A 14,007-nucleotide genomic window follows, 5' to 3' on the forward strand; every position below is an offset into this window, starting at 1 on the left:
CGCCGAGCGAAGTTCGGGATCAGATCGCGGCGGCGATCAGACGATCTGCCTTCTCGCGCGCCCAGCGCTCGGCCTCGGCGAGCGATTCGACCGTGAGCGCATCAGGCGGCTCATGCGCGTCGACGACCCGTGCGATCGTGTCGACGATACCGAGGAAGGGCAGACGCCCCTCGTGGAAGGCGTCGACAGCCTGCTCGTTCGCGGCGTTGTACACGGCGGGGAAGGTCGCGCCGGCGCGTCCGACGGCCTTCGCGAGCGACACCGCGGGGAACGCCGTGTGGTCGAGCGGCTCGAAGGTCCACGAGGTCGCGGCCGTCCAGTCGATCGGCGTCCCCACGCCGCCGACGCGATGCGGCCAGTCGAGCCCGAGCGAGATCGGCAGACGCATGTCGGGCGGTGAAGCCTGCGCGATCGTGGATCCGTCGATGAACTCGACCATCGAATGCACGACCGACTGGGGGTGCACCACCACCTCGATGTCGTCGTAGGCGACGTCGAACAGCAGATGGGCCTCGATCACCTCAAGACCCTTGTTGACGAGGGTGGCCGAGTTCGTGGTGACCATGCGCCCCATATCCCAGGTCGGATGCGCGAGCGCCTCCGCCGGAGTCACCGACGCCATCCCGTCGCGGCTGCGACCACGGAACGGACCACCGGATGCCGTCACGACCAGGCGCCGTACCTCAGCATGGGTGCCGCTGCGCAGCGCCTGCGCGATGGCCGAGTGCTCGGAGTCGACGGGCACGATCTGATCGGGGGCGGCAGCGGCCTGCACCAGAGCGCCGCCCACGATCAGCGACTCCTTGTTCGCGAGCGCAAGCGTGCGGCCGGCCTTCAGCGCGGCGAGCGTCGAGCCGAGCCCGATCGAACCGGTGATCGCGTTGAGCACGACATCCGCCTCGACATCGCGGACCAACTGCTCAGCCTCGACAGCACCCAGCGCCGTGTGCTCGACCTGGAACTGCTCGGCCTGCGTCGCCATCAGCTCGGCATTCGTGCCGGCGGCAAGCCCGACCAGTTCGAAGCGCCTGGGGTTCGCGCGGATCACATCCAGCGCCTGCGTGCCGATGGAACCGGTGGAGCCGAGGACGATGATGCGACGCATGCCGCCCAGCCTATGTCACGCAGCTACTCGTGCTGCGTGGGCGATGCCTACTGCTGGACCGGCGTCGTCGCGAGGATGTCGACCACGAAGACGAGGCTCTCCTTCTGGAGTTCGTTGCCCTCGACCGCGCCGTATCCGTCTGCCGGAGGCATCTCGACGATCACCTGGGAGCCGACCTTCTGACCCTCGAGCGCGGTCCGGAAGCCGGTCACGACACCGGTGGTCTGGAACTGCGCGGGAACAGCGTCGCGGCCCCAGCTGGAGTCGAACTCCTTGCCGTCCGACCACTTGACGCCGCGGTACTGCACGACCACGAGGTCGCCGGAAGCGACGGTCGCGCCGTCACCCTGCTTGAGGACGGCGACCTTCGTCTCGGTGGGCTCGTCGGCGTCCGGGATCGTGATCGTCGGGGATCCCTTGTCGTCGAGCTTGACCGTGGGCATGCCGGGAGTCGGGTCCACCGGGGTACCTGTGGCGACCTCGGGGAGGTGCTCGACGGCCTCGGCGTACACGATGACGTTGCCCGCGCCTTCGCCCAGCACGCTGCTCGGCAGCGCCAGAGCGATCTGCGATCCGACGGGCTCGCACTCGAGCGCGGCGACGAAGAGCGACGACTGGTTCGTGTCGAGCAACACCGGGAGGAGGCCGTCTACACCGCGGGCGGAGGAATCGAGCACCTCACCGGTCGCGGCATCCACAATCTGGTAGCGCACCGACACGAGGTCGTTCACGAAGATCTCCTCGCCGTCACCCGGCTTCACGACGGTGCGCTCGACGCCCGCGAAGGCGGCATCCGCCGGAACCGTCACCTTGGCGTCCGCACCATCGCCTTCGACGACGACCGAGTCGGACGTCGCACCCGGCTGCGCGTCCAGCGCGCATTCGCTCGACGCCGTCGGTTCCGGCGTGCTCGAGCTCTCGGGCGCAGCACTACCGGCACAGCCTGCCAGCATCAGGGTCGCCGCGGCGACGGTGGACAGGAAGACGAGCGGACGCGTGCGCACAGTGAGACCTCAGGTTCGCGGGCAGAGCAGGACACTCCATCCTCTCCCATCCCCCTTTGCTCGCGCTGAGAGACGCGGCGCGATTCTTCATTCCAGCGATGGCATGAATCCGGGAGTAACCTGCTCTGATGACCTCTGAGCAGTTCGTCGAGCCCGAATCCTCGCCAGAGGACACGTCTTCGCCAGAGCCGACCTCATCGCCGGAGGATGCATCCAAGCCACGGCACGCCGGATTCGCGTACCGACTCGGTCGCGGCCTCATCACCCCGCTGGCCCGACTCGTCTATCGTCCGAAGATCGAAGGTCGTGAGAAGGTGCCGCAGAGCGGTGCGGTGATCTTCGCGAGCAACCACCTCTCGTTCATCGACTCGATCGCGATCCCGGTGGCGGCTCCCCGCCCGGTGCACTTCCTCGCGAAGTCGAGTTACTTCGAGGGCACCGGCTTCAAGGGCTGGGTGAGCAGGACGTTCTTCCAGTCCATCGGCGCGATCCCGGTGCGCCGCGGCGCAGGACAGGCCGCGCTCGACGCACTCGACCTGCAACGCCAGCTGCTCGACGAGGGACTCGCGGTCGCGCTGTACCCGGAGGGCACGCGCTCCACCGACGGCCGGCTCTACAAGGGCCGAACCGGTGTCGCGTTCCTCGCGCTGCAGACCGGCGCGCCGGTCGTCCCTGTCGGCCTCGTCGGTACCAACAAGGTGATGCCGGTCGGCGCGAAGGTGCCCACCTTGTCCGAGCGCATCACGGTGCGCTTCGGTGATCCGCTCGACCTCTCCCCGCACGGTCCGGCGACGAGCGGGCGTGCCCGCCGGCTCGCGACCGACGAGATCATGGCAGCGATCCACGCGCTCTCCGGTCAGGAGCTCGCCGGCGCGTACAACGAAGCCCCGGCACAGGGCGCCATCGAGAAGATCAAGCAGGCTCTGCCGCACGAACGTCGCTGACAGACGCGTCCAACTCAGCGCCCGGCCGTATGCCGCGGCGCGGCACTCGATTGACGGTCTCAGCTCTGCGCGGTGACCGTGGCCTCGTGATGCACCGGGAAGTTCACCGAGTTCGCGATGAAGCACCACTCGTTCGCCTGACGATGCGCCCGCTCGGCGGCGTCGATCATCGAAGCCTGAGCGACGACGACCTCCGGATGCAGCGTGACCTCGACGAACGCACCTCCGCCTGAACCGTTCTCGCGCATCATGCCCGTCGCCTGATCGCGATACGAGATCACGACGACGCCCGCCGTCACGCAGGCGTGCAGATACGAGAGGAGGTGGCACTCGGAGAGCGAGGCCAGCAACATGTCCTCCGGGTTCCATCGGCCCGGATCACCGCGGAACGGCTTGTCCGCAGACGCGAGCAGCTCGGGCTTGCCCTCGGCGTCGATGGTCACATCGCGGCGGTAGTCGCGATACCCGCTGGTGCCGGTGCCGCTGTTCCCGGTCCACGTCGAGGTCAGGGCGTATCGATGCTCGCCGAGCACGTGAGGAGTCGAGTTCGCTGCCATGCGTCCAAGTCTGCCACCGGTAGGCTTGCCTGGTGCTGGAGACTCTCACTGTTCAGGATGCCGTAGAGCTCGCTGTCGTCGAACGCAGCGGCTTCGTCGAATCCCGCCATGCGGGCGCGGCGGTGGTGCTGTCACCGGATGGCGAGGTCATCGCCCGGCACGGCAACCCCGATGCGCTGATCCTGCCGCGGTCGAGCCTGAAGCCGCTGCAGGCCGTGGCGTGCATCACTGCCGGGGCGGTGCTGGAGGGCGAGCAGCTCGCCCTGTCCACCGCGAGCCATGTCGGCACCGACCGGCACGCAGCGACCGTTCGCGACATGCTCACCGAAGGCGGCCTCACCGAGGACCACCTCGCCTGTCCCCCTGCCTGGCCGACCGACACTGCAACCCGCGACGAGATGGTGCGCGAGCACGGCGCGCCGGAACGTATCCGCATGAACTGCTCGGGCAAGCACGCAGCCATGCTTCGCGCCTGTGTCGCGACCGGTTGGTCGACCGAGGGCTACCTCGACCCGGCGCACCCGCTGCAGGCGCATATCCGCGATGTCATCGAGCGGCTGACCGGCGAGAAGATCGCGCACACTGCCATCGACGGCTGCGGTGCCCCGGTGCACGCCATCACGCTCACCGGGCTCACCCGTGCGATCCACCGCATCGGCACGGCATCCGACCGTTCCCCCTTCGCCCTGCACCGCGTCGCCGGCTCGCTGGTCCGCGCCGTCCGCGAGAACCCCTGGACGATCGAGGGCCCCGGCCGTCCCGACACGGTCGCGATCGAGAAGCTCGGTGTCTTCACGAAGGGCGGCGCCGAGGGTGTCATGGTGATGGTCGCTCCGAACGGCACGACGGTCGGTCTGAAGATGCTCGACGGCTCCGCTCGCGCATCGACCCTCGTCGCTGCGACACTCCTCGCCCGCGCCGGCGCACTGAGCGATGCCGATGTCGCAGCGCTCGCCGAGGCGCTGCCGCTGTCGGTGCTCGGCGCCGGTGTCGAGGTCGGTCGTATCCGTCCGGGCAGCGGGATCTGACCACAGGAACTGCCGGTCGGCGGATGACCGCCTGCTGACAGCACATCATCTCGACTCGGTCCGCGAGGTGCGCTGACGCAGTTCACGCCTGGATCGAGCCGGGTGTGCGTGGTCGGCTCCTCGCGGGTCCGGCTGGGCAGGGTACGACTGCGTCGGAGCGAATGCGGGCAGGAAGACGCGCTGCGGGCTGTGATCCGCGCGCACAGCCCAGGCTCTGCCGGCGTGCGGAAGCGCGTAGGGAGGAAGTTCGCGCACGCCCGCGAGCTGCCGCAGATCGGTCGGGCTCTCCGCTCGGAACAGCAGGGACCCGTCCGCACGTGTGCGCTGCAGCATGGCGGGGTTCCTCTGCCAGCTCTCGACGTCGCCCACGATCAGTGTCGGCTCGTCGGAAGCCCGCGGCGTCTCACCGTTGACTGGGATCACCGCGCACCGGGGGTACTCGGCTCGCAGTCGCAGCGCAACAGCGGCAGGACTCGCCGTCACGATGCCCGACGCACCGCTCGGTGGCTCCCACCGCAGCGCGACGTGCTCCGAGGCCTGCGCTGGCGCGGAATCCTCGATCCAGGCGATCTGCACCTCCCGCTCGCCGATCCGTGCGCGTCCGGGCGGGCGATCACGGAGGAATCCGGTCGCCTCACCGCCCGCCGCGAGATGCTCGACACGACTCGAGAACCGGAGCAGTGCGCGGCTCGGCAACGCGTCCAAGACTCGCCCGACCGGACCTGACGCTTTCGCCGCGGTCACCACGAATGTCGTGCCTGTCGCCGATCGCAGCACCTGTTCGCAGCGCTGCAGGAAGGTCTGGGCGTAGTCCACGGGGAAGCCGGACACCAGCAGATCGAGGTCGTCGCACAAGACGAGAGGCTGTGGCGAATCGGCGCCCGCCGCCCAATTGGACAGGAGATCCCATGCGGCCTCTCGATCCCCCGGCACCCACTGCGCGTCAGGGTACTGCGCCGCGAGCACCCGCAGCGCCGTCGTCCGCCCTGACGCCGACGCTCCCAGGATTCCGAGGCCACGGTCGACACCCAGTCGCAGCGTCTGGTCGGGTTGCCGCTGTTGCTCCGGCTCGTCCGCGCGCCCGAGGACGAGCGCATCCCCTGCAGCAGAGGCCCCGGAGAACTCGTGCAACGGAAGCAGCACCGGCAGCGCAGGGAGCCAGGGACTGTGCGGCGCCTCCGCGTCCGCCCAGCGCCTCGCTGCATCGCGCAGAACCGCGTCATCCGCTCTGGCCACTCTGATCGGTTGCGGGTCCGAATCCCGGGGGCGGCGGAGGAACCCGAGTCCGCGGGACTCGGCTCCGCCGGGGATCTCCGCCGCTGCGGTCGACCCGATCATGAGCCGGCTGTCCGGCGCATCCACCACGCGCAATGCGATCCGCAACGGGCAGTTGGCAGCGAGCGCGTCACGGATCACGCCGGAGGCGCGTTGGGTACCGAGGATCAGATGCAGACCGAGTGCACGCCCTCGCGCTGCGATATCGGTGAAGACGGACCCGAGGTCCGGATGCTCCTGCAGCAGCGCAGCGAACTCGTCGACCACGATGACGAGCCGCGGCATGGAGACCTCGCTCACGTCGCGCGCGCCAGCACTCGCGAGTACCGCTTCCCTTCTCCGGAGCTCTGCCCGCAGGCTGGACACACCCCGCCGAGCGCTCTCCTCATCGAGATCGGTGATCACGGCAGCAACCTGTCGCAGCGAACGCAATGGCTCGAAGGCCGTGCCGCCCTTGAAGTCGGCGAGCACGAAGTTCACGCGATCCGGTCCGTATGCCCGCGCGATCGCCGTCACCCAGGTCACGAGAAGTTCGCTCTTGCCCGCGCCCGTCATCCCGGTGACGATCGCGTGCGGACCGTCTCCGACGATGTCGACCACCGCATCCGCACGCGCACCCCTGCCGATCGCCACAGGCAATCCGTGTGCCACGGTTTCCTGCGCCAACTCGTCGAGCCTCACGGACGACGGGACACCGTCGTCCTCCTGGCCACGATGCATCCGGTCGAGCGCGATCGTCTCGAACTGCGCGCGCGACACCCCCTCCACGGCGACCGTGACAACCTCATCAGCGGTCCTGAGAGACGCAGCGCTCGGCTCGACGACGTCGATGACGGTGGCGACACCTGCCGGCACCTCGGACGCAGGAGGCAGCAGCCAGATCACCGCGTCGGCCTCGTACTCAGGGAGGTTCGCAGTCGCCGGAGACTCGGCATGCACGACGCCGATCCGGAACGTGCCAGGACGCGCGCGAGCGGTGTGAGGGATCTGCGAGCTCAGGCCCGCGGCGGCAAGGTCACCGACGAGGGCCACCTGCGAGGGATCGAACCGCAGACACAGCTGCACGAGTAACCCTCGAGCGACCGCGGCGGCGACAGGCAGCGGGCCCCGAATGCACACGCCGCCTCCGAGCGTGACGCGCACCGGCGCGTCTGCGATCGACCTGCACCGCCTCTCGAATCTCCGCTCACGCTCGCCGTCTCCCCCGCCGCTGCGGATGCCGCTGGGCACCGAGCCCCGCCCTATCACGAGCTCGGTGTCGGCGTCCGGTGGTCGCAGTCCTCGAAGCGGCGGTTGAGCGATGCAGGTGGCGGCGTCCGGATATCGATGCCACATCCGGGCTCGGAGCCCCCGCTGTCTCCGGGCGAGCTCTTCTTCGGCGCGCACCCATGCGGCCTCGGTGTCAGCCTCGTTCGCTCGGCGTTCACGGCGTCTGACGCGCACGCCGTCGATCAACGACGCCGCGATCATCACCGGTCCGAGCACGGCGAAGCACAACGCGTACAGCGATCCCGTGACGAGCCACAGCACGACACCGGCCGCGACCGGGACGATTGCAGCGATGAACGGCAGCGGCGGTCGGCGAGTGGGTGCAGGAGCCGCTGGAAGCGGGATCGGCGAGGAGTCCATGCCGACCATTCGACATGACCGGTGGCGCTCCCGAGGGGAGCTTCCACAGGCCTCAGCTGTTATTCGGCGGTATCGGAGTCCGGGGAGGACGAGTCATCTGCGCCATCGACCTGCACGATGATGAGGGTCACGTTGTCGCGGCCCCCGTTCTCGAGCGCCGCGGCGAGCATGGCGTCGACCGCCGGCCCCGGCTCGGCGTGCTCACGCAGGAAATGCTGGATGCCGTAGTCCGTGAGTTCTTTCGTCAGACCGTCGGAGCAGATGACGAAGCGGTCCCCCTGCTGGACGTCGATCGTCAGGTAGTCCGGCGGCGTCAGCTCGCTCGCCCCGACTGCCCGCGTGATCACGTTGCTGTAGGGGTGTCCCTCGGCCTCTTCCGGGCTCAGTTTCCCGGCGGCGATCAGCTCCTGCACGACCGAATGGTCGGTGGTGACCTGTACGAGGCGATCGTCACGCAGGAGATACACGCGCGAGTCGCCGATGTTCAACGACACCCACTGCGGCTGCTCCGCCTCGAGATCGAGGAAGACGCCGGTGAGCGTGGTGCCGGTGCCCTCGTCGGTGGTCTCGGGGTGATCGGCGATGTCGGCCACCGCACGCTCGAGCGCATGCTCGATGGCCGGTCGCGTGACCGCACCGTCCGTGACGACGCCCTGCAGCCGGGTGACAGTGCTCTGACTGGCGATCTCGCCGCCGGCGTGCCCGCCCATGCCATCAGCGACGACGAACAAGGGATAGTCCGCGAGGAACGCGTCCTGGTTGTTGTCGCGCCGGCGCCCCTGATCGGTGACCCCCGCCCAGGACAGCAGCAGATGACGCTGCGCAACCGTGACGCTTCGCGTCGTCGTCGTCGTTTCAGCCACGTGCTGCCTCCGATGGGACTGCGGCCAGTCGGACGGACGCAGCATACTCACACATCGTACTGGAACCCATCGGTCTCATACGCGAGCGCCCGGGTCCTCCGGCAACGGGAAAAGGGCATCGATCACGCGGAGATCGGAGGCGTCCGGCGTCCAGGCGGTTCCAGCCTCGGCGTTCGCCTCGACCTGCGCGGCCGAGGTCGCCCCGGCGATCACGCTGGAAACGAGGGGGTTCGCGAGCAGCCAGCCGAACGCCGCCTGCAGCATCGTGATGCCGCGCTCGTCGCAGAATCGCTGGAAGTCCTCGAGCGCCGCCCAGGGCGCGTCCTCCCACACGTGCCGACGGCTGGACATGATCCGACTCCCGGAGGGCCCGCCCTCACGGGTGAACTTTCCGGTCAGCAAGCCGTTGTGCAACGGGAAGAACGGGAAGAAGCCGAGGCCGTAGCGCTCGACCGCCGGGAGCACCTCACGCTCGGCGGCGCGCGCCAGGAGCGAGTAGTGGTTCTGCGCCGAGATGAATCGTCCGGTCGAACGCTGTCGCGAGACGAACTCGGCTTCGGCGATCTGCCAGCCGGAGAAGTTCGAGTGTCCGTAGTAGCGGATCTTGCCCTCGCGGACGAGTTCATCGAGCGCATCCGTCGTCTCAGCGATCGGCGTCTCCTGGTCGGGCAGGTGCAGCTGGTAGAGGTCGATCCAGTCGGTGCGCAGACGGCGTAGCGACTCCTCGACCGCACGACGGACGTAGCGCCGGGATCCGCGACCGGCGGGGAAGTCGTAGCCCATGTCACGCTCATGGCCGAACTTCGTCGCGAGGATCACTCGGTCACGCCGCCCCTCCAGCGCCTCCCCCATCAGGGTCTCGCTGGTGCCGGCGATCGCGCCGTACATGTCGGCGGTGTCCAGCAGCGTGATGCCGTTCGCGATCGCGGCGTCGATCACCTCGCGGGTGCCGTCGAGCGTCTCGGTGACGGTGCCCGCACGACCGAAGTTGTTGCAGCCGAGACCAGTGGGCGACACGAGGAGACCTGACGCGCCGACGCGGCGCTGCGACATGACCATGCGTTCCACGTTAGCCCAGCCGGGGCCTGCGTCGATGCCGCCGAGAACGCGACAGGGCCCCCGACCGGAGTCGAGGGCCCTGCTCACATCTCTCAGGCCGGAGGCTGAGTGGGGTTGGTCGGCGGTGCCGGCGGAGCAGCCGGAGGAGCCGGCGGCGTCGTGGGCGGTGCCGGCGGGGCTGCCGGCGGAACCGGAGGAACACCGGGAGCTCCGGTCTCGGGCACTGCCGGAGGCGTGTAGCCGGGCTGGGCCGGGGGCGCGTATCCGGGCTGGGCCGGGGGTGCGTATCCCTGCGGTGCCGGCGGCGCGTACCCCTGCTGCGGTGCGCCGTAGCCCTGCGGAGCCGAGTAGCCCTGCGGAGCCGCCGCGGACGCCTGTACCGGAATGCCGTCCCAGACGGTGCGGTCGCCGAGGAAGCCGTTCGATGCCCATGAGGCCGGCACAACGTTCGGGTTCCAGCGCGACTTGTCGAAGGCGTTGATGCCGAGCCAGACGATCGAGAGGAAGAAGTACAGAACGACCCAGACGGCGTCCTTCTGCAGCTTCAGGCCGATGCGCCATGCGGCGAGCAGGGACAGCACGCCGAGGGCGATCGAGAAGATCGCGCCGATACCGATCCACGACAACAGGATCGCGCCGCCGATGCCGTACAGCACGAGCCAGGGGCTCAGGTCGCCGAGCTTGAAGAAGATCATCGTGTTGTAGACGGGAACCCAGGCGCGCCACTTGCCCTGCACGCCGGCCTTCTCGAAGATCTTCATCAGGAACAGCGAGCCGATCACGTACCCCGCGAGCCCGATGATGACGCTGACGAGGACGATGCCGAGCAGTGCCGCAGCACTGACACCGTCGTAATAATAAGAATCCATGTGATCCCCTCCGGATGGGAACGATCGGCGCTCTCCGCGCCGCGACACCACCATATCGGTCGGCATCATGACGGGCAACGACCCACGCGGGCGGAACTCCCGTGTGACATCAGCGGTGCCGCGTGCATCCTGGCACGATGGCGTCCCGCGTTCGGGTGGACGCGCAGGTGGCGTCAGCGATCGCCATGGCTCACTCGGAGACCACGAGCTCCAGCGTGCCGATCTCAGAACCGTCGCGCAGGACGATCCCCTGTTTCTGGGCCCAGCCGCGGAGAGCGCGCAGCGACGCGATCCTCGGGCGGGTCTCGGCGAGTGCCCGGACGAGGAGCCCCTTGGACTTCTTGTTGAAGTGGTTGAGTGCGCGCGATCCGTCCTCGTCGTCCGTGACGACACGCACGTACGCCGAAGCGACGGAGTCCGGCACCGGTCCGAGCGCGACGTAGGCCTCGCTCCGCAGGTCGAGGACGAACGTCGGCTCCTCCCCCGCGATCGCCTGGGTCGTGGCCTCTGCCCAGTGTCGGCGAAGCGCAGCGATGCCGGGCAGCGAGGTGCCGGCGGCCAGGCGGTACGCGGGAATCGGATCCAGTGCGCCGACCGGACCCATCGGCGCACTGTGGATCCAGACGTGGGCTGCGAGCCAGCGGCGCGATGCCGTCGAGAGTGTCGCGGCATCGAGTGCATCGAAGAGCACGCCCGTGTACCGATCGATCGCCGGCATCGTGGCCGCCGTCTTCAGAGCGCGGTTGTGTTCGATATCGCCGAGCTGCCGCGCGCTGAGCTTGAGCACACGGCGTGATGCGTCTTCATCAGACGCGAGATCGACCAGCGCATCGATCACAGCAGTCCGCTGCGAGTGCAATGCCGGGAGCGCCAGCGCTGCGAGATCGAGCGGAGCGCCATCGCCGCCGGGACGCTTGGTCTCGGACGGCGGAAGCAGGATCTTCATGATGCCTCGTTGAATGACAGACGCGTCCGCCTCGGGACCCGGTGAAGGGTTCCGAGGCGGACGCGTCGAGGTGAACTGCTCAGGCGATGAGAGCCGCGTTGCCGGCAACGATGGTCAGGGTGTCGCCCTCCATGGAGAGGAACCCGTCCTGTGCGTTGGCCAGCACCTTGGTGCCATCCGTCTGGGTGATGCGAACCTGGCCTTCGGCGAGGATGGCCAGCACCGGCTCGTGGCCGGTCATGAAGCCGATCTCACCCTCGACGGTCTTGGCGACCACGAGGCTCGCCTCTCCCGTCCAGACCTCCGCGTCCGCGGAGACGAGGCTGACATGCAGCGCCATGGTCAGCCGTTCTCCTTCTGGATCTTCGCCCACTGCTCTTCGACGTCGTTGATGCCACCGACGTTGAAGAAGGCCTGCTCGGCGACGTGGTCGAAGTCACCGCGGGTGATCGCATCGAACGACTCGATGGTCTCCTTGAGCGGGACGGTCGAACCCTCGACACCGGTGAACTTCTTCGCCATGTAGGTGTTCTGCGAGAGGAACTGCTGGATGCGACGTGCACGCGACACGACGATCTTGTCTTCCTCGGAGAGCTCGTCGACACCGAGGATCGCGATGATCTCCTGCAGTTCCTTGTTCTTCTGGAGGATCTGCTTGACGGTGGTCGCGACACGGTAGTGGTCGTCGCCCAAGTACCGGGGGTCCATGATCCGCGACGTCGAGGTCAGCGGGTCGATGGCCGGGTACAGACCCTTCGATGCGATCTCACGAGAGAGCTCGGTCGTCGCGTCGAGGTGGGCGAAGGTGGTCGCCGGAGCCGGGTCGGTGTAGTCATCGGCCGGCACGTAGATCGCCTGCAGCGAGGTGATCGAGTGGCCACGCGTCGAGGTGATGCGCTCCTGGAGCACACCCATCTCGTCCGCGAGGTTCGGCTGGTATCCCACGGCGGACGGCATACGGCCGAGCAGCGTGGAGACCTCGGAACCGGCCTGCGTGAAGCGGAAGATGTTGTCGATGAAGAGCAGCACGTCCTGCTTCTGCACGTCGCGGAAGTACTCCGCCATCGTCAGAGCCGAGAGGGCGACGCGAAGACGCGTTCCCGGCGGCTCGTCCATCTGGCCGAACACGAGGGCCGTCTTGTCGAAGACACCCGCCTCTTCCATCTCGTGGATCAGGTCGTTGCCCTCACGGGTGCGCTCACCGACACCGGCGAACACCGACACACCACCGTGGTCCTGCGCGACACGCTGGATCATCTCCTGGATGAGGACGGTCTTTCCGACACCGGCTCCACCGAACAGACCGATCTTTCCACCCAGCACGTAGGGGGTCAGGAGGTCGATCGACTTGATGCCGGTCTCGAACATGGTGGTCTTCGACTCGAGCTGGTCGAAGTTCGGCGCCTTGCGGTGGATCGGCCAGCGCTCGGTGACCTCGATGGTCTCGCCCGGCTCGAGGTTCAGGACCTCGCCGATCACGTTGAAGACCTTGCCCTTGGTGACGTCGCCGACGGGGACCGAGATGGCCTCGCCGGTGTCGCGCACTTCCTGGCCGCGGACGATACCGTCGGTCGGCTTCAGTGCGATGGCGCGGACGAGGTCGTCGCCGAGGTGCTGAGCGACCTCGAGCGTGATCTCGACGGACTCGTCGCCGATCACGATCGTGGTCTTGAGTGCGTTGTAGATGTCGGGGATCGAGTCGTGCGGGAACTCGATGTCGACAACCGGACCGTTGACGCGTGCGACGCGCCCGACGACCGCGGTCGCCGGCTGGTCAGCCGTGGCGGTGGGGGTCATTTTCGTCTCTCTCCTGATGGTCTATTTGCTCGATGAGAGCGCGTCGGCGCCGCCGACGATCTCTGCGATCTGCTGCGTGATCTCCGCCTGGCGCGCGTTGTTGCGCAGACGGGTGTAGTCGGTGATGAGCTTGTCGGCATTGTCGCTGGCCGACTTCATCGCCTTCTGCGTGGCTGCCTGCTTTGCGGCAGACGACTGCAGGAGAGCGTTGAAGACGCGGCTCTGGATGTACACCGGCAGGATCGCGTCCAGCACGGTCTCGGCATCCGGTTCGAACTCGTACAGCGGGTAGATGGTGTTCCCCGCCTCCGTCTCGTCGGCTTCCGAGATCTCCAGCGGGAGCAGGCGCAGGGATTCCGGCGACTGCGTCATCATGCTGACGAAACGGTTGTACACGAGGTGGATCTCGTCGAGACCGCCGTCTTCGCCACCGCGGGAGAAGTCCTCGAGCAGCTTCTGCGAGATCTCCTCCGCCGTGTGGAACGACGGGGTATCGGTGTCGCCGGTCCACTCCGCAGCCGCCGCGATGCGACGGAACTGGAAGTAGCCGACGGCCTTGCGACCGACGAGGTAGAACACCGGCTCCTTGCCCTGCCCACGCAGGAGCTCCGCCACCTCGAGACCCTCACGGAGGATCTGCGAGTTGAAGGCTCCGGCCAGTCCACGGTCCGACGAGAAGATCACGACCGCGGAGCGGCGGATCGTCTCGGGCTCGCGGGTGAGCGGGTGGTCGACGTTCGAGTGCGTCGCGACGGCGGACACGGCCCTCGTCACGGCTCGCGCGAAGGGAGTGGACGCTTTGACGCGTGCCATCGCCTTCTGGATGCGCGAAGCCGCGATGAGTTCCATCGCCTTCGTGATCTTCTTGGTCGTCTGAGCAGAAGAGATCTTCTGCTTGTAGACCCTGAGTTGAGCGCCCATGAAATCAGTC

General features: G+C 67.9%; 13 protein-coding genes. 2 read left to right on the forward strand and 11 right to left on the reverse strand.

What is annotated here, in order from left to right:
• Positions 1 to 19 precede the first annotated feature (19 nt).
• On the reverse strand, positions 20 to 1,105 hold the full coding sequence (dxr, locus tag RS83_RS16480; protein ID WP_045280540.1) for a 1-deoxy-D-xylulose-5-phosphate reductoisomerase: 1,086 nt from the start codon (positions 1,103 to 1,105) through the stop codon (positions 20 to 22).
• Between the two features lie 47 nt (positions 1,106 to 1,152).
• On the reverse strand, positions 1,153 to 2,109 hold the full coding sequence (locus tag RS83_RS16485; RefSeq protein WP_045280541.1) for an FKBP-type peptidyl-prolyl cis-trans isomerase: 957 nt from the start codon (positions 2,107 to 2,109) through the stop codon (positions 1,153 to 1,155).
• Between the two features lie 128 nt (positions 2,110 to 2,237).
• Here RS83_RS16485 and RS83_RS16490 point away from each other — a divergent pair, with 128 nt between their 5' ends.
• Positions 2,238 to 3,053 carry a lysophospholipid acyltransferase family protein gene (locus RS83_RS16490; protein WP_045280542.1) on the forward strand — a complete coding sequence of 272 codons (816 nt, stop codon included), beginning with the start codon at positions 2,238 to 2,240 and terminating at the stop codon, positions 3,051 to 3,053.
• Between the two features lie 59 nt (positions 3,054 to 3,112).
• On the opposite strand, the gene RS83_RS16495 is transcribed toward RS83_RS16490, so the two are convergent.
• Positions 3,113 to 3,610: an OsmC family protein gene (locus tag RS83_RS16495; protein WP_230113634.1), complete on the reverse strand. Its 498-nt coding sequence runs from the start codon at positions 3,608 to 3,610 to the stop codon at positions 3,113 to 3,115.
• Positions 3,611 to 3,642: 32 nt separating this feature from the next.
• Between RS83_RS16495 and RS83_RS16500 the strand changes: the two genes are divergently transcribed.
• Positions 3,643 to 4,638 (forward strand): asparaginase, encoded by a 996-nt coding sequence (locus RS83_RS16500; protein WP_045280543.1) that lies wholly within the window; start codon positions 3,643 to 3,645, stop codon positions 4,636 to 4,638.
• A gap of 45 nt (positions 4,639 to 4,683) precedes the next feature.
• Here the strand turns inward: RS83_RS16500 and RS83_RS16505 are convergent, their stop codons facing one another.
• The 8 genes from RS83_RS16505 to RS83_RS16540 form a co-directional block, all read right to left on the reverse strand.
• A complete protein-coding gene (locus RS83_RS16505; protein WP_197072146.1) occupies positions 4,684 to 7,542 on the reverse strand; it encodes an FtsK/SpoIIIE domain-containing protein in 2,859 nt (952 codons plus the stop codon).
• Positions 7,543 to 7,601: 59 nt separating this feature from the next.
• Positions 7,602 to 8,405 (reverse strand): PP2C family protein-serine/threonine phosphatase, encoded by an 804-nt coding sequence (locus RS83_RS16510; RefSeq protein WP_045280920.1) that lies wholly within the window; start codon positions 8,403 to 8,405, stop codon positions 7,602 to 7,604.
• 75 nt (positions 8,406 to 8,480) lie between these two features.
• Positions 8,481 to 9,464, reverse strand: coding sequence for an aldo/keto reductase (locus RS83_RS16515; protein WP_082071704.1), 984 nt, complete (start codon positions 9,462 to 9,464; stop codon positions 8,481 to 8,483).
• 92 nt (positions 9,465 to 9,556) lie between these two features.
• Positions 9,557 to 10,333, reverse strand: coding sequence for a large exoprotein (locus RS83_RS18855; RefSeq protein WP_156153234.1), 777 nt, complete (start codon positions 10,331 to 10,333; stop codon positions 9,557 to 9,559).
• A gap of 190 nt (positions 10,334 to 10,523) precedes the next feature.
• A complete protein-coding gene (locus tag RS83_RS16525) occupies positions 10,524 to 11,279 on the reverse strand; it encodes a YaaA family protein (protein WP_045280544.1) in 756 nt (251 codons plus the stop codon).
• 79 nt (positions 11,280 to 11,358) lie between these two features.
• Positions 11,359 to 11,619: a F0F1 ATP synthase subunit epsilon gene (locus RS83_RS16530; RefSeq protein ID WP_045280545.1), complete on the reverse strand. Its 261-nt coding sequence runs from the start codon at positions 11,617 to 11,619 to the stop codon at positions 11,359 to 11,361.
• Between the two features lie 2 nt (positions 11,620 to 11,621).
• Positions 11,622 to 13,076 (reverse strand): F0F1 ATP synthase subunit beta, encoded by a 1,455-nt coding sequence (gene atpD / locus RS83_RS16535; RefSeq protein WP_045280546.1) that lies wholly within the window; start codon positions 13,074 to 13,076, stop codon positions 11,622 to 11,624.
• A gap of 21 nt (positions 13,077 to 13,097) precedes the next feature.
• The gene (locus RS83_RS16540; protein ID WP_045280547.1) at positions 13,098 to 13,997 is read right to left on the reverse strand and encodes a F0F1 ATP synthase subunit gamma; all 900 of its coding nucleotides are present in this window, start codon (positions 13,995 to 13,997) and stop codon (positions 13,098 to 13,100) included.
• Positions 13,998 to 14,007: the final 10 nt, after the last annotated feature.

Source organism: Microbacterium oxydans (assembly GCF_000956525.1).
In the GTDB taxonomy this organism is placed as follows: Bacteria; Actinomycetota; Actinomycetes; order Actinomycetales; family Microbacteriaceae; genus Microbacterium; species Microbacterium oxydans_A.

Coding starts and splice junctions, on each gene's coding strand:
- dxr (WP_045280540.1), bottom strand. CDS start 1,105: ATGCGTCGCATCATCGTCCTCGGCTCCACCGGTTCCATCGGCACGCAG.
- RS83_RS16490 (WP_045280542.1), top strand. CDS start 2,238: ATGACCTCTGAGCAGTTCGTCGAGCCCGAATCCTCGCCAGAGGACACG.
- RS83_RS16495 (WP_230113634.1), bottom strand. CDS start 3,610: ATGGCAGCGAACTCGACTCCTCACGTGCTCGGCGAGCATCGATACGCC.
- RS83_RS16505 (WP_197072146.1), bottom strand. CDS start 7,542: ATGGACTCCTCGCCGATCCCGCTTCCAGCGGCTCCTGCACCCACTCGC.
- RS83_RS16515 (WP_082071704.1), bottom strand. CDS start 9,464: ATGGTCATGTCGCAGCGCCGCGTCGGCGCGTCAGGTCTCCTCGTGTCG.
- RS83_RS18855 (WP_156153234.1), bottom strand. CDS start 10,333: ATGGATTCTTATTATTACGACGGTGTCAGTGCTGCGGCACTGCTCGGC.
- RS83_RS16525 (WP_045280544.1), bottom strand. CDS start 11,279: ATGAAGATCCTGCTTCCGCCGTCCGAGACCAAGCGTCCCGGCGGCGAT.
- RS83_RS16530 (WP_045280545.1), bottom strand. CDS start 11,619: ATGGCGCTGCATGTCAGCCTCGTCTCCGCGGACGCGGAGGTCTGGACG.
- atpD (WP_045280546.1), bottom strand. CDS start 13,076: ATGACCCCCACCGCCACGGCTGACCAGCCGGCGACCGCGGTCGTCGGG.
- RS83_RS16540 (WP_045280547.1), bottom strand. CDS start 13,997: ATGGGCGCTCAACTCAGGGTCTACAAGCAGAAGATCTCTTCTGCTCAG.